Below are 16443 nucleotides of genomic sequence, written 5' to 3'. Positions count from 1 at the left end.
CTGAATTGTGACACACTATTTCTTATAAGAATTTCTAGCAAACGCTTCCTCAAGGCGAGTTAAGCGGAAATCGACTCGGCTAAAGTAACAATCCACAAACTTCGCCTTATCAAAACGCGCCCCGCGGAAGTTAACATTTTTGAATATACACTTTTGGAAAATTGTGCCTCGGAAATCCCCATACCGGGCATCGACATCAATGAACTTTGAGTTAGCGATAACACCCCCTGGCATTTCTATGCCTACCATATCAATATCGGTAAATGTGGATGAAAAGATATACGCTCCTAGCCATTTTGTGGCGATGAATTGGCAATTTTCCCAGGAAGATTTTTTGATGTTGGGTGCTTTCAATATGACATCAACTAATTCAAAGTTTTTCACTTCCAGCCTTTTTAGAAGCGGAAAAAGGAAGTTAAATTTCACCCAATCACGCTCTTCTTTTTCTCCTAGCAACTTTGTGTCAATCAGCCACTCTGTGTTGACATTGATGTTATTGGCAAATTGGCGCAGCAGCGGCCAATCTTCTTTTTCCAAGGCCCAGTTAAACACCTCTTCAAGCTGGTTGCGCAGCATGGGGAAATCCGTGGCGCGGAGGGTGCTTAGCCATTTTTCGGTATGGGCATCATTGCTCAACACCACGTTCTCGAAAAAGTCTAGCAGTGGGTCACGGGGGATAGCAAACATGCTGGTTGATTCTTCTGCTGAACGGCCGTTCTGCCCAGTAACCGCAGCGCCTTTATTCGCAAACTGTTTGTCAATACTTTGTATGAGCAGGTTGCGATTGTTCTCATCTCGCCAGCATTCCTTCAAGATGGCTTGCCGCACATAGCGCAAAACCATCTCGGCTTTTTGCATCGTATCGGATGCTTGCAAAACCGTTGTGGCGGCAATGAGATGTTCCCCACCAATTTCTAGCAATTTTTCAAAGGCGAAGTTGCTAATGGTTGATGGGGTTCGGTAGCGGGTGAACGGCCGTTCACCCTGCCATTCCCGGTTCTCCCCTTTTTCTATTAACCCAGCCCGCTCAAGTTGAGCCAGTCCCGTTTCAATGACACGGCTGCCTTTGCGCGAAATCGTGTATAAATCATCAGCGGTCCACAATGAGTTTTTGAGGATGCCAAGAAAGGGAAACAATGTTTTGGCATTTTCAGGCAAGTTATCGTAAACCGTTTCCAATCCTGGTAAATGTGGGTGAAAAATCGCTCCCACATCATCATTGGAAGCCAATATCTCCAGATAATCCTCAGGGGTTGTCAACTTGATTTTTATATCCCTCACAACCGTATTGATTGCCGCAGGAATGTAATCCAGCTTTTCGGCCAACGCTTTTAAGGAAGCGTCATCATACGCCTTAGACCCGTCTGTCTGCTTGAGCAGTTGGTCAAATAGCTGCAACGCTTCAGCCTCCGTCATGCCAGAAAGTTGATAGCTTTTTTCATTTTCATTCATGCCCGATGGGGGTTGCTGAGAAACCAGAAGGACAACACAGTTTGGGCAGGTTGACGGGAGCCACTCTGTTAACCCATCTCGGCTGTCATCTAGCTGATCCAGGACGATTAAAATGCGCCGACCGGCAAAGGCTTCCGTCATGGCTGCCACATATTCACTGTTGCTGCGCAGGCTGTTGTGGTTGATTGTCTGATCATACGGCTCTATGAAATGTTTTACGGCCGTACGAAACTTGGTATGCTCTAAATTGGCCCACAGCGTCCCATCGCCAAAATGCTCCTCCAGGCTTTTGGCCACCCTGCGCGCCAACCAGGATTTTCCGACGCCGGGCAATCCATACAAATGAACAACATGAAACCCTTCATGTTCCGCAGTTAATAAGGCTGCCAACTCCGCTTCTGCTTCGGGTCGTGCGATATAACTGTCTGGCGGTTCCGCAATTTGCCGGGTACTGGCAACCCGTTCGGCTGTCCCGTGGTTGATCAGGTTCATTTTGGCAACTGTAATCACATCCCCCACATTGCCCATCGCGTCTATGTGAACGGCCGTTGCGCCATCACCAACCGCAACCCCCTGACCATCTGTAATATCATGGACTTGCACACCCTTGTTGGCTTGTTCGCTCATTATTACCTCTTGAATTTAGAGCCTTAACTTGTAAAAACTAACCTAAAGAACCAATCAATTTAGAATTTCGACGGTCATAAACATTAATTCCATTTCTTACAAGGAAGTCTTTTTCCTGTTCTGATACCCCAGGCCCTAAAACGACATGGGTGCGCAGGTAAGCCTCGGTTACATAACTACCATAACCGGGCAGATAACCATACTCTGCAAAAAATGATGATAGGTTTTTATGCAGCCATATCATCGCTTCTTGAGATGGAACACCAACAGATGGTTCGCTTCCAATGAGAATGTAAGTGTCGCCATCACCGTCAGCATCACCTAGCGAGGCTTGATCAAATTCTTGCCATAGAAGTTTCTCGTCGTTTGCAATTGCCATAAGAGCGGCTCGTTCCTCAGCTGATACCCGCTTGTGTACTTCATCTTCTTTTGCATTTATAAATGCTTCTGGTGCTTGAATAAACGATTCAAGGTTGTCCTTACTGTTAAATAAAGCGTACACAACCTCTGTGGCAGGCTCAGAAAGTGACATTTCTGAAAGCACTCTTTGTGCCTCCGAAGTAGCAAGATATTTTTGAGAGAATCGGTTGACTATGAGGTCACGAAATTGCTTGGAGCGTTGCGAAAATGATAAATCATCAAAGCGCGTAAAGCGATTTTCAACCTGTGATAATGATTTTTCCAAATTCTCAAAGCGAGGAACATTCCCCTCAAAATTTTTTACCGGCATAAAGGTGAGAAAATTTCCCACTAAATATCTTACCGCCACAACATCATCCTGGTCATTTAATAACCCCAAGATAGTTGCTGCTGTCATTTCTAATTCGTTTAACTTCACATTTTGTTTATGATTAGACATTAAATCCTCCTTGACAATCAGCATTCCAAAAGCCTTAGTTTTCGATATCTGAGTTCTGATTGTTCAACAACCCATAGGATTGGGTTACAGCCTGACCCCCAAAACACGCCTATTTCGGCAGCTCGTAACTCATCCCATGCTGGCAAGGTGTCGCCATCTGCAGACACCCACACGCCACAATCATTCACCTCGCTGTTATTAGCTTGTGATCGTGCTAACCCTCCTTGACTAACAAGCCAGACAAAGCCGGAACCATATTCTATGTCAATGGCCATTCCTGTGGAAATGTTGTTTTCGATGGGTTTACAAGCAGTAAGGCTATATTCGATCTCATTGCGGTTGAAATTTTCTGGAATACGCAACCGGATGACCTCATCGTTTTTTGTAAACCAAACAGTGTTTTTCCCGTCTGAAGTAATGCTGTTTGCAAAGCCTGTGCCAGGGACGTTCAATGGGGTCTGCCATTCATTGTCATACCATATATTTATCTCCCTTCGGGTTAAAGCAATAAGTGCATCGCCTGTACTTGTGGTAAATACGACTAACTCTCTGATCGGTGTTTGCTCTCCAGGCAAGGGAAATTCTTCAGGAGTGGCATCATTAGAAATTTTCAAGAGACCATTTTCTGAATCAGCGATCCAAACAGCACCGTATTGATCTTCATGGATTGCTGTAATCCAATTCTGTAAAAGTGGGTGTTCTACTTCCTGAAATATGTCAGCATCTAAGTCATATATTCCGACCAAACCTTCATCGGTTCCGAACCAAATGTGCTCGTTATTGTTTGAATTAGCGGCAACGGCCGTAACCCAATAGTCACTCAATATTCGGTCTGAGCCACCTGTTTCACTGTTCAGCCAAACAATTCCCTGACGGGTTGCCAAGAAGGTCATGTTCTCATTGACGCTTACATCTTGTAACTCAGAACCTATAGGCAACTCTTTTATTTCTTGCTCAACTTGAAGCGACGGCCGTCTCTCCGGCAAAATCTCGTTAATCGTTGGCAATGCTAAAATAACAACAATGACGAGAACCAGGCTCAGTATCAGCAAGTACCAATACTTCTTTGCCATCTCATTGATTGTGACAGAAGCTCCTTGACCAATGGCAACACCTTTGGCGTTTTCTATATCTCCAACCGTTAGTTTGTCACCACCAACAACATCGCCGTGAACGGCCGTATCCCGTTGCTTGTGTTCAGGTTCACCCATTTTCTATCCTGTTTGGTTGGCCACACCTTCTCCAAAGCCAATGCCGACTGAATTTTTGCCCAGCTCGTTGTAATCCAACGCGGGCAGATCCGGGTTTACAATCTCATCGAGACCAAGTGCTTTGGCTTTATCAATCGTATCGCTGGGCAGGGCAGTGGTTGTACCAGCCCCACTTTGCCCCAAATGCGGAATCAACAGCTTTTCACCCAGCATCAGCCCCTCGCGGGTTAGCCCATTGAACGATTTGATGGTGGGCCAGCGATGTTGCTCACCATAAAACTGAGCCGCTAAGCCCACCAGCGTATTGCCTGATTTCACCGTGTGCGTCGTGTATGATTCCGCAAAATCGCCCAGGTGGGTGCGCCAAAGCTGCTTTTCTGCCTCAGTTACAGGAGGTTCCGTCCAGCGGTAGGCGGCCAGGGCACGCATCCGCCGCTCTTCATCGGCAACCGGCTCCGTTGGTGCGGCGGGTGCGGCTGGCTTTGGTGGGGCAACAGGCACTGGTGCGGGAGCCGGTGTCGGTGCAGATTCGGCCGCCGCGGCAGGTTTGCCGTCCCCAGCAATGATGCACACCCAGTTGGGATTCTCATTGTTGGTAAAGCCACCCCAGCCAGCCGCAAATAGATCATTGGGCAAAGCAAAATGAGCCCCTTTGCTGCGTAATGCCCACATGCCAAAAAGTGGATCGTGCATCAAAACGTGCGTGTCTGTGTACCCAGAAATGACGACAAAATGCCCCCACTTGTAACTGTTGCCCGTGGCCGAAATCCATGGCTGGTATTTAACAAGGGCGATCATAGGCTTACCTGCATCAATGTTGGCCCGCAGATGGTAAAAGGCGGTTGCTTTGGCATCGTACTGAATGTTGGTGGCGGTTACCTGATGCTTCTTGAAAACATTGACCAACTCCCAGACAAATGTGAAATCATTCGGGCCTTTTGGTGGCAGATCGTCGTAGATGCCGTCTGGCGTAGCACTTTTGCCGAAGTAGTTCAGAAGCATGGCTGTGCAGGTTGGGCCACAATCGGAGTTGTTAAATTTGGCGTCATTGTCCCATTGAGAACGGTACGGAATTTCTAGTTGAGGCATGTTTTCTCCTTTGTTTGGAAACTATTATTATGAATTGCGCTGCTGCAAATAAGCATCGGCGATGCCGTTACGGAACCAGCCTTCATGGTGTGTGTCAAAATCTGGGTTCCAGTCGGCAGCGTACCAAAAGACACCTTCAACACCAGGCACCTGTGACAGTTTTTGATGTAGCAGGTGGGCAACACGAGCTTTTTGAGCGGCATCATTGCCGCGATTGACAGAGGCTTCGCTGATGATGATAGGAATTTGTAGCTGAAAGCGACGCTGTAGGGCAATGACTTGATCGGCAATGTTTTGCGCGGCTGCGTCGGCATTGGCGTTGTCGCCGCTGTAGGCGTGCATGCACCAGCCATCGACATGGCTTTTCACGGCGGCCCACATGGCGGTGCGCCAGCCCCAGGGATCAAAGGCGGCGTTGGAGCTCATGGGGGTGGTGAATAGCTGAATGCCGGGAAACTCTTGCTTGGCCAACTGTAGGCAGCGGGCCAGGAAGCTGGCAAATTGCTCTTTGTTGTGCCAGGAAATGCCCATACCTTCTTCGATTTTGGCAATTTCTTTGCCAAACTGGGGCTCGTTGAAGAAGACAAAGCGGCGATACCCCTTGTTCCACCAGTTGCGCAGCTGGTCGTTAGCCACTTCGCGGTACGCTTCGTCTGCGGAAACGGCGCGTGGGTTCCAGTAAAGGCGCACGGCGTTTTTGGTTTTGTCGCCAAAGTGGGCGTGGTCGCCGTTGGCTCCTTGCGACCAAAAGAAGACGGACATGGCCAGCTTGGTCATCATTTTTTGGAAGGCACCATCGTTCCACATCCAGTCGTCGGCAGGGCCGTGGATGCCGGTGAAGAATTTTACGGCCGTTCCCCCATAAACATACGCATCGGATGGGGTTGTAGGTGTTGGGGCTGGCGTGGGCTGGGGCTGGCTCGTACCTTTGACCACAATTCGCAGCCAACGCTTGCCGCCAAACGGCCGTCCTGCTGAATCGTGAAGCTGCCAATGGTAAGCGTAAACACCAGGGCTGGCTGGGGCCTTAAATGCGAGTCTGAGAGTTACCGTGCCGTCTGGCGGCACAGAATCCAAACCAGATAGGTCGCGTAGGGAAGCCATGTGCGGCGCGCCCATTTGACTAAAACGGGCATCCCGTGTGTCCGCTTGAAGCTCCGCCGAGGCAACGAGCTGAAAATCGCCAGACCAGCTATTCATTCCTGTATTTTTTAGGAGCCAGCTTCCCGTAAAAGCGGTGCCTGGTTCCATAGCGTTATAATTTGGCACGCTGTTGCTAAATTCTATCAGTTGATAATCAAATTCGGTTAATGCTTTGGCCTCGCCAGGCACCACAATGGTGAGCAGTTCGCAGATGGGGCCAAATGGTTCGCCAACGGCCGTTTGCAGTTGCCACCCCGTAAAATAAGCCCCCGGTTCACCCGGTGCCGTGAATGCGAGTGTTAGATAAGCTGTTTCGCCTGGTGTAAGCGTTTTTCCTGCCCCGAGTGCTTCTAATGAAAAGCGACTTTCCTGTGCAAGATTGGTGTAGGGAAGTTCGGTGTCAGCGGGCGTGGCTTCATTTGCAAAGGCTAAGGCGACATCTTCCCAAGCCGACTCACCGCTGTTGACCAAAACCCACGTCACTGAAAACGGTTCTCCCGGCACAAGTTGGTCCAAATTGGCAAAGGTTTCCATTGAGAGAAGCGATGCCTGTGGCTGATTTGATTTCATGGCAATTCTCCGTCATACAAGAACATTGTTGGAAATAAATAACCTCACGCAAAGATGCTGAGGCGCAAAGGAGAAAATCTTAGCGACTTTGTGTGACATATAGTTAATTCCGGTAAATTTTAAACTTAACTGCCAGACCCGCTCGGCTTGGTGTACACCATCGTGGAAATAATGGCGTTCCGCAGATTGGTTTCGGCTGATTGGGATGGGATGTGGTTCATGTACCGCGCTTTGAGCGAGGTGATCCGGTTTGCGGCCGTTGGCGGCGTCAGCGGATCGATAATTTGGTAATCGTCCCCAGATCGCTTAATAATGACGACCCAATGCTGATCCACAAAAGCGGTATTTAGCCGCGTATCTACCTGTGCCACCACGATGTGCCCTTTTGCCAACGCACTGTCGATTCGGCTGATGGGATTTTCGCCCGTCCAGACGGCCCAATCTACCTGTTTGTTCGGCCACGACTTCACATTTTTGTTGTATTGTAGACCACCAAGATAGGCTGGAGCCAGGAAGGGCGTGACTGAACTGTTCGGGCTAAATCCGCCCTGGTCGGCCGGTTTGTTTTTTAGTTTCTGGTTCATCTCTTGTGGTGTGAGGCGGGTGCCGTTGGCAGAAAGTGCCATCGACATGCAGGTCATCAGGCAACCCCAGGTGCCGATTGTTTCCCGGCCAAAGCCTAGCTGATCGTTGCGCCAGCGCGGGTCAACTTGTGAATACCACATTGTTTGGTCTGCCAGCAGCTTGGCAAGCGGAGAGCTGCCAGTGGCGGAACCAACAATGGCTGTGCTGCCGGTGACGACAATTTTAGCCCACAGCGGATCGCCAAAGAAGTTGCCTCGGTCGTCTTTGAGCCGCCAAACGGAATAGACTTCGCCCTGCTTGCTTTGTGGCGCAGTCATGGGCACGGTCAGGATGACCTCGTCGCCTGGTTTGGCGACGGGCACGACGTGTGAGGCATTGCTGCGGGCCATCTCAAAATCGCCCTCTACATACACCAGGTGGAAGCCATCTCCCCATTGCCGAGTGCCGCTGTTTTTAACGCGCCACTGTTTGTTAAAGTCGGTACCCCCTACGATTTTCTCGTAATCGGGGACGGTGTGGTCGGCTAGGAAGGTCATATCTGGGGTACGGGCCGAGGTGCCAACCGGGGGGGCGGGCACAACGGTGATGTCTACGTAGAAGTGGGCAAACGCTTTGCCTTGCGGGTCTTGAATTTGCCAGAAGCTGCGGTAGATACGGCCGTCCTTTTCTGGCGCGGTCAGGTCGAGGGTAAACACGGCCGTTTCATCTGGTTCTAGTTGGGTAAAACCGCCAGCTTCCGTCACGGGAATGCGTTTTTTTCTGATCATCGGGTCTGGATTGCTGCCGCGCGGCACGTAAACCAACTTGTAATTTTTATCCCAAGTAGTCGTGCCGCTGTTTTTGAACGTCCAGCGACAGGTAAAGGACGCGCCCGCTGGCACGGCATCCAAATTTGCTTGGGTGGAGCTGAATGATGCAAAGGTTGCTTCTGATTTTTCGGCAAACAAATCAACCGACTTGGCTGCTTCTTTGTAACGGTCGCGCATGGCGACGAAGGCATCAAATATGTGTGCTTTGGGTTTATTATCGGCCGTGAGAATACCTGAATTGCGCATGATGTCCGTCCAGCCAAACCAGATGAGTGCCTGGACGTAATCGCTGTAGTTGTTGGCTACCTCGTTTACAAATTCCCGCAGGTAGGTGCCAATGTTGGCATAATGCTCCGCCCCGATGTGGATGTCGGCCGCCGCACCCACTTCGGTAATCCACAGCGGAATGTTGGGGTAGGCGCGTTTGAACAAATCCAGCGCATCGCCTAGCTTGCCGATGGTTCCATAATTGAAGAGGGCGAGTTTAACGTAACGGCCGTATGGATGATAAGCCAGCGCATCGACGGGTAACTCGCCCCCTAATGCCTGTTGCACCTGCCGCACGTACTCAATTGCATTGTCTGGCCCCGTTTTTAGACCGCCAAAAATAATTGGCGCACCGGGATGCGCCTGTCGAATCGCAGCCGCCGCTTGCTGCAACACTTTGGCATAGTTAGCCGGGGCAATGCCAATTGCGGAATGATTTTTGTTGCCTTTGTCGTTGCCAAATTCGCTGTCCTGCTCATTATGAATTTGGTAGGCGACCATATCGCCAAATTCAGCACAGACCCGCGCCACGCGGCCGCACGCTTCGCCAAACTGCTGGGCATATGCATCCCAGCCGCCGTTATCCCACGGCGCATTTCCCCAAAAGGTGTCCTGGTGCAAAATGATGAGTGAGCGAATGCCCTTGTTGGCATACGTTTGGATGATTTGCCGATACCGTTCCTGGTAGGCTTGCTCTGGTGTTTTTTGCAGGCGTGAGGCCCAAAAGACAAAGCGCACCCAGCCAAGGCCATTCATGCGCTCGGCATCCAGCGGATGGCCGTCGTTGATGTTGACGTTCATGCCGAACGCCACTTGCTGGTCGCTGATTGGCTTGATGGGTATTTCTGTGGGTAGTTGGCGGCCCACACCAATGGCCAGCCAGCGAATGTCGCCAAAGACGTTGCCTCGCCCGTCGCGCAGTTGCCAATGGAAGGCATAGGCTCCAGCTATGGTTGGCGCGGTTAGGGGCATGGCGATCTCTACCATTTCGCCCGGGTTTACCTGTGTTTTCCCTGTGAGATCGCGCAGTGTAGCTGTGGTGGGCGCGCCCATCGGGGTGGCGGTGCGGGTTTGGGTATCGGGTACGCCTGTTTCTACATACGCAATTTGGAAGTCGCCTGTCCAGACGGCCGTACCCACATTTTGCAGCGTCCATTTAGCCGTAAATTGCTGCCCCGGCTGCATGTTATTGAAGTTAGCCACGCTGTTACGAAAATCTACCATGCTGTATGCCAGCGACGCGCCACTGGTTTTGGGAACCACCAGCCGCATCCAGCGCACTGGCCCAAACCGCCGGCCATCGGGCGATTGCAGCTGCCAGTTTGTAGCAAACGTTCCTGCCTTTTGGGGAGCGGTGAAGCGCAGCGTCACCCAAACCGTTTCGCCCGGCTTCACGGCACGAATATTGGAAAGCTGCCCCAGTGGCTGAACAGATTGCATTCCCAATTGTGATCGGGGGACGTTGGCTGTTTCTGGGTGGGGTGCTTCTGTGTAAACGAGCTGGAATCTGTCGTCCCAGGTGGTTGATCCGGTGTTTTTGAACCCCCATTTGGCCTGGAAGGTTTGTCCTGCTGCGACGTTGTCTAAATCAACATCAATGGCTTCAAACCCGGCGGCTTCTGCCTGGTTCCTGCGTGTACGTGTGCTCATGTTGTCTCCTGTCTGCAATATTTTTAACTTGTTAGAGATGTCGATCTTTTTAGAAAAGCGATTACCCTTTGAGGGTGTTTTATTCATTGCGGAGAAGTTCCAGCAGTTCTTCGTTTATTTCACCATTGACAATAAATGGATTACGACCTGCTTCTAACTCTTCAATCCATTCTTCTCGCAATGTTGTGTTAAACCCTTCCCCCCATTCAATAAATTGACGGAAGTAAATAACCGCTTCTTCCTCATTACCAAGTAAAGCAAGGGCTACCCCGTAGCTGTCGGCAATGCCGCCGTGCTCTGGCTCTAGGGAAACGGCCGTTTCACACGCAAACAACACTTCTTCCGCAAAGCCCCACAAGCTGCCCCACCAACAAATCTGATTATAATCTTGAGCTGACAAGTGATTGGGTTCCGCGTAGGCATCAATAGCTTGCAGCTGGGCTAAACCTGCAGCGACTTCTCCCTGCTCAATTTGTTCTAAGGCGGCCAGAATAAGGTTTGTTTCAACCCTAAGCTCATATTCCCCTTCACTGCCACCCAAGCCAGTGGCGCGAATATAGTATTGGCCTGATTCAGAAATCGGAAAATCTTCAATCAAAGAATTAAGATTGCTCCCACCGTCATCATCTTCCATTAACAAATTGTTGTTTGAATCGAGCAGGGTGAGATGCGGGTCAAGTTCACCATCAACTGCATTCATCCTGATGGTGACAAAGTCCCCCGCCAGCCCTTTGAAAATCCACACTTGCGACTCTTCAGTGTTAGCGGTTTCGCTTGTATTCAATGAAATTTCTGAAGGCTTTCCTCTTGTAACCACAAGCTCGTACTCTCCTGTAGAACTACCCAAGCCAGTGGTCTGAATATAATGTTGACCTGTGTCAATAAGTGGGAAGCTGATGATTAAAGCGTTGAGATTGCCGCCACTATCATCGTCTTCCATCAACGCATTGCCGTTTGAATCGAGCAAGGTGAGATAGGGGTCAAGAGCCTCATCAACTGCATTCATCGCGATGGTAACAAAGTCGCCTGCCCGTCCTTCAAATACCCAAAGTTGGGTATCGTCAGTATGGGCTGAATTTGTTGAGCCAAGAAAAACATTTTTGGGAACCCCTTGGGTTATCTCAAGTTCATAAGAACCGAAAGACATATCAATTCTGGTGGCGAGAATGATGTATTGTTCAGCTGAAGTAAGGATTAGAGTCGGAACTAATGAATTAAAACTCTCTCCATCATTGTCGTTAAAATCAACTAAAATACCATCTGAATCGAATATAATCAGGAAGGGATCTAGCGTATCTGTTGTTGTATTCATGGAAATAGAGAATATATCGCCAACTTCCCCGTCAAATGCCCAAACCTGTTGTGCCTGGGTTGTGGAGACGATAGGCGTTCCTGTTGAGAGGGATTTGGCAAATCCAGCTAAACGATTGCAAGCAATTTCATAATCAGAAGCATCACCAAGGGCACATATGAGTCCATAATCAAAGATAATGTTGTGATTGAATACCTCGTGATATTTCTCGGGCAGAAGCGTTGTTATTTGATTGAAGGCTTTTTCGTATTCAGATAAGGCATCACCGTTCAGATCTTGGTCAAGAAAATCTTTCCCGCTGGCAATGATATCGGCAATATCAATAAGGTCGCTAGCAATTATATTACTTTCCACAAGGGCTTGTAGCGTGTCATTTTCATTTAATTGGCATGATGAGGGATCTAGAATGTGTTGACTTAATAACTCTGCTAATGCCCAAGAGGAGAAGTCAAGGTTTAGAATATCCTCATTATCCGCTTCTTGAGCAATTTCACTGGCATAAATGTAATCTTTTTCAGCTTCTGTTATGTTGCACAGCTGTAAACTGATTTTAGCTTCGTCAAGGGCATTGAGGGCCAAGGAGATATGGGGGCCAAAATCGTAATATTCTTTGCAGGTTTGTTCATAAGGGTCTAAGGGAAAGGCATTTTCCCATTCTTCTTGGGTGAAATTGCGATTAGCTAGGCCACATCCTATTTGCGGCCAAGACGATAAATTTGCCTCGTACCAAACGATGTTATTTTGATCATCAAGGGTTAGATAGGCTTGCTGGCTGGGCAAAAACAAGCCATTTTTGATTCTGTTTGCAGCAGGCAGAAGCGAACCTAATTGATGGAGGTGGATCTGTTCTTTATCAACTCGCCACCATTGTAACGAGCTACCTCCAGAGGTCACAAGTAAGCTGCTCTGGTCTTCGACTTCTGGAAGAAGAGCAATTGATTGAATGTTGTGCGAGGTTGGCACAGGAACAGCTTTAGATTCGCAAATTTCATAATCTAAAATGAAGAGTTGAGAGTTACTCGTTTCGTTTTGTTGACCACTCCACACCAGATGATGTTCATTGTCAAAAAAGGCAACGGCCGTAATGTTGGGAAGCGGTAATTGACAAGAGTATGTCAGTGGCGCGCCGTCTGAAAGATGATGAATTTGTATCTGGCAAACGGCCGTTTCGTTTCCATCTCCCTGGCTACTCCCCGTTCCTGTACCTTCTTGTTCATCAGATGCCGGTTCATTTGCTTCGGCACAAGCGACGATAGCCAGAACAGTACCGTTTGCATTGAAGGTCATGGTTGAGATTGACGGGTCTTCATTTTGTTCTGTCATGGCCTCAATAGTGATGCTCTCGCCGATTGCACCATCTGTAAGAGGAAAAACATTCACCGTTTTGTTAGTTGCAACCGCGAGACTTGAGTTATTTTGATCAATGGTAGCCTGGGTAATTGTGATGTTTGAGGACGGTAGCTCAACTGTTTGTGTAATCAATTCATCAATTGACCAATAAACAATTGCACCCTCTTGGAGCGTAGCCAATGTATTGGCTTGGGGTCCGGGAAAAAGTGTTGAAAGCGTTTCTGTTGGTGCTGAGAATGTGCGACTAAAAAGAGTGTCTTCCTGATCAGTTTCAGCTTGATTAGATTGCTGCGCGTAAAAAAGTGCTTCAAGTAAAACGCCTTGAGAAAAATCTTGGGCTGAGTTTATAGAAAGATTATCTGTTGTTTCAAATTGGGCACTTGTAATGGTTTGGTTCGCAACAACACCTAGCAATACCGCACTAACTGCTTGAGAATTATTTAAGTATTCTTCGGCTTGGGCTGCCAGTCGCAATGAATCTGCTATGTACTCTTGTTGCTGTGCGTCCACTTGAGCGGCTTCTGCTTCGGCCTGGGCAGTTGCTGCCGCTGCCGCTGCATCCTGGGCTTCAAATTTTGCGATGGCTGCATTGGTGGCTTCTGCCTCCGCTACACCCTGAGCCACTACGGCGGTGGCTGCGGCATCTTGTGCTTCTTGCCTCTGCATAGATGCAAAAATGCCGACAATCATTGCCAGAACCGTAAGCACGACTGCGGCAGTCGTTAATTTGCTTTGTCTGGCTTTGGCAGACATTGCTTCTTCAGCACGTTTTTGCTGTAAATCTGCCTGTTTACGATGCTCCTCGGCAATGGCTCGTTCGTGTTCTAATTGTTGCTTTTGTTGTTTTGCCTGCTGCTCTGTTTCTCTAGCCTCTTGGGCTTCTTGGCTGGCGTTCAGGTAGATATTTGCTTCATCTGGCAGGCTTTGCATAGTTTTTGCCTGCTGTTGCGCGGCTTTTAGGCTGTCGTCTCTTAGCAGCAGGGCAGGGTCTTTTGTTTGCTTGTAAAGGAATGCCGCATTGAGCCACGGCGTTTGGCGGTTAAGGTTTTCTTGCCAATGGAGGTTGGCATTGAGGATGGGTTCTACAAAGGAGTCGTGCACGAGTTCGATAAACGGCCGTCCCCCGCGCATGTCGTCCCGAATAATATGATGCGTGGTGTCTAGCAGAGCAACGGCCGTCTCCGGTATCCCCTCTGTTTCCTCTTCGCCACGCGGCAACAAGCTGCGCGTGCCAGCCTTCGTAATGAGCTTTTTTGAAAACCAGTCGCGCAGCTGATGCTCATCAATTGGGGGCAAAGTTGGGTCATTTAAGATACCGGCCACGGCTTGTTCATAGTAGCTGGCTAACGCTGTGTCAATAAATAGTGCCAGGGGGTCTTCGTTGGTTACGGCTGTCCTGCTGTCATCCCCCCGATGTTGCGACTGCCTCACGTATTGCCGGGCTACCTGTTCCACATTATCCATTGTGATGTTTTCGCCTGAAACATCCCTTAAACTTTGCCATAACTGCATGCAAACGACCTGGAGTTGCACAGCTTCTACGTAAGGGTCTAGCTTCTCTGTCGTAGCTGTGTTGCTCTGCACACGGCGCAGATAGTTCACTAATTTTTGAGCAACTTCAGGAACAAACGGTCGTCCTGCTTCCTTAGCCGGTAAGCTGACTGCCTGGAGAGCGGCCGTTTCCCGCATACGCTCCATGTTATACCGAGAGCGTAACCCATTTGGTAGCAAGTGAACATAAGGAGAAATCCGATCAACATAGTCGCCGCGCATACTCAGGAGAACATATAAATAAGGATCCTCAGACATTGCCTTTGAGAGTTGGCGAAAAAAAGCAATCCGCTCCTGCTCATATTCTGGGTGAACGGTAAAAATTTCTTCAAATTGATCAATAACTAAAACGCGTGGTTTAACCAGCGCAAATGCCTCTTCCTCATTCCATTCATCATCTTCTTCTGGAGAATAAAAATGCCCCCCGTTTTCGTTGGCATAAATAAATTCTTCACCATCAAAAATGAGATCGAGCAAAAATTGACTCAAACGAAGAGCGGCTAACTGTTCTGGTTGTTTAATTATCCCTAGACTCATGAGGAGGTTAAAGACAAAAATATTTTTTACATTGCCAGGGGGCTCAACCGAATCACCTACGCGCCCAATTGGCAATACCTCGAACTCTTCTTGGGCATTCTCCAGGGCAGGAATCAAACCGGCATTGAGCAGAGAAGTCTTACCCGCGCCGGATTGAGCATAAAAAAGCACAAGCCGCCTAGCCAATAAAAGAGAATGCAACTCATCTGTTTCTCGGCTGCGCCCCTTAAACAAGTTGAATTGGTTGCGGGCAAAAGACTTCGGCCCAACATAAGGATTATGGTCATGTGCTAAATTTGGCCGCTGAGAACTCATGATTTTGCTCCAATCCACTCTAACCATTCTTGCCACAACGCATTGATAAAGTCATCTGATCGGCTAAACTTCACATCAAAAGAGGCTTGCTTGAAGTAGGATTTGATATATTTTTCAGCCTGTTTTCGATCTTTTTCTTTGTCATTGATCATCGGCTGTTCATCTAAATCAATATGAATAGCCGTGCTAGAGCGACGGCGCTTGACAAACCCTTCATCCCCTCGTAGTAGCCCTCGAAATAGAACTTTTAAGTCCCAGTCATGTAATCTGTAGCCCAGCAGCAATAAAGAGGACTCTTTTAATACATGTTCAAAATAGGGGGGAATAATGCTATCACCATTATGGCTTTGCCCTTTTTCATCCCGAGCAATGGCCCACAACAAATCTAGATAATCATCTTCACTCAAAACCATGGAAGCCGGGTATTGTTCCATGCCCAGCAAATGGTAAACGACCGGGTGGTTCTTGTCTGGTTTATAATCTGGGTGTGGTCGGTGTTCTGGAGCCAAATTCTCCGGTGCCATATTCCAAAAGCAAAGACGACTTTGTGGATGTTTGCCTGCGGCTTCCAGTTCCCGCTCAATAAAATCATGGTAGCTGGTTGTGATATAAACTTTGATTGGCAAACGAGCCAATATTTGCAAAGGATCCTCTTGGCCTTCGGGAAATTGGGGGTAATCTAGCTCAGTCACAAGGTCTGAGTAGGACAATGTTGATTCCTGAGCCAATTGTTGAATAAAGGCCATCTCTTCATTATCTTTTTTCATCTCAGCGACATCATAAGCAATGCCAATCAATTCATCTTTTAGGAAGGAGAGATAATCTTCTTTGGCGGTGAGTGGCTCGTTATGAACCAGGGCATAAAATTGAGCCACCCGGGCAATACGAATATTATCTGTAAGTGGGTAGGTGATAGGTTCTTCTTTGCCTTCTAAATATGTGCCGCCATTGGCCCAACTTTGGGTTAGCTCTTCTGTCACGTTCAGCTTGTCATAATCAATAAAGGAATCGGCTCTGTTTTCGGCCGTCTCCACACCCAGATTCTGGTCGGCATCGTGGTCAAAAATATGGGCATTACGTATGGTGTCGCCAATAATTGGAATCAGTTTGCCGTCT

Annotated in this window: 8 protein-coding genes; all 8 read right to left on the bottom strand. The window is 48.6% G+C overall.

What is annotated here, in order from left to right:
- Window positions 1-15: 15 nt before the first annotated feature.
- The 8 genes from ACOQPU_RS16235 to ACOQPU_RS16200 all read right to left on the bottom strand — a co-directional run bounded on the left by ACOQPU_RS16235 (window position 16) and on the right by ACOQPU_RS16200 (window position 16361).
- Window positions 16-2079 carry a pentapeptide repeat-containing protein gene (locus tag ACOQPU_RS16235; protein WP_420640880.1) on the bottom strand — a complete coding sequence of 688 codons (2064 nt, stop codon included), beginning with the start codon at window positions 2077-2079 and terminating at the stop codon, window positions 16-18.
- A gap of 37 nt (window positions 2080-2116) precedes the next feature.
- A complete protein-coding gene (locus ACOQPU_RS16230) occupies window positions 2117-2938 on the bottom strand; it encodes a hypothetical protein (protein ID WP_420640879.1) in 822 nt (273 codons plus the stop codon).
- Window positions 2939-2955: 17 nt separating this feature from the next.
- Window positions 2956-4149, bottom strand: coding sequence for a hypothetical protein (locus tag ACOQPU_RS16225; RefSeq protein WP_420640878.1), 1194 nt, complete (start codon window positions 4147-4149; stop codon window positions 2956-2958).
- A 3-nt stretch (window positions 4150-4152) separates the two neighbouring features.
- Entirely contained in the window at window positions 4153-5238 is a 1086-nt protein-coding gene (locus tag ACOQPU_RS16220; protein ID WP_420640877.1) for a C39 family peptidase, read from the bottom strand.
- Window positions 5239-5265: 27 nt separating this feature from the next.
- Window positions 5266-6951, bottom strand: coding sequence for an NBR1-Ig-like domain-containing protein (locus ACOQPU_RS16215; RefSeq protein ID WP_420640876.1), 1686 nt, complete (start codon window positions 6949-6951; stop codon window positions 5266-5268).
- Window positions 6952-7076: 125 nt separating this feature from the next.
- Window positions 7077-10262, bottom strand: coding sequence for an NBR1-Ig-like domain-containing protein (locus ACOQPU_RS16210; protein WP_420640875.1), 3186 nt, complete (start codon window positions 10260-10262; stop codon window positions 7077-7079).
- A 79-nt stretch (window positions 10263-10341) separates the two neighbouring features.
- Entirely contained in the window at window positions 10342-15327 is a 4986-nt protein-coding gene (locus ACOQPU_RS16205) for a pre-peptidase C-terminal domain-containing protein (protein ID WP_420640874.1), read from the bottom strand.
- Complete coding sequence (locus tag ACOQPU_RS16200; RefSeq protein ID WP_420640873.1) at window positions 15324-16361, bottom strand: SIR2 family NAD-dependent protein deacylase; 1038 nt, start codon at window positions 16359-16361, stop codon at window positions 15324-15326. The genes ACOQPU_RS16205 and ACOQPU_RS16200 overlap by 4 nt, the downstream gene beginning before the upstream one ends.
- Between the last annotated feature and the right edge of the window lie 82 nt (window positions 16362-16443).

Source organism: Candidatus Leptofilum sp. (assembly GCF_965223285.1).
Taxonomy (GTDB): Bacteria; Chloroflexota; Anaerolineae; order Promineifilales; family Promineifilaceae; genus Leptofilum.
Note: the sequence above shows the minus strand (reverse complement) of the source record. Positions and strands in the feature narration are given on the sequence as shown.

Coding starts and splice junctions, on each gene's coding strand:
- ACOQPU_RS16220 (WP_420640877.1), bottom strand. CDS start 5,238: ATGCCTCAACTAGAAATTCCGTACCGTTCTCAATGGGACAATGACGCC.
- ACOQPU_RS16235 (WP_420640880.1), bottom strand. CDS start 2,079: ATGAGCGAACAAGCCAACAAGGGTGTGCAAGTCCATGATATTACAGAT.
- ACOQPU_RS16205 (WP_420640874.1), bottom strand. CDS start 15,327: ATGAGTTCTCAGCGGCCAAATTTAGCACATGACCATAATCCTTATGTT.
- ACOQPU_RS16225 (WP_420640878.1), bottom strand. CDS start 4,149: ATGGGTGAACCTGAACACAAGCAACGGGATACGGCCGTTCACGGCGAT.
- ACOQPU_RS16210 (WP_420640875.1), bottom strand. CDS start 10,262: ATGAGCACACGTACACGCAGGAACCAGGCAGAAGCCGCCGGGTTTGAA.
- ACOQPU_RS16215 (WP_420640876.1), bottom strand. CDS start 6,951: ATGAAATCAAATCAGCCACAGGCATCGCTTCTCTCAATGGAAACCTTT.
- ACOQPU_RS16230 (WP_420640879.1), bottom strand. CDS start 2,938: ATGTCTAATCATAAACAAAATGTGAAGTTAAACGAATTAGAAATGACA.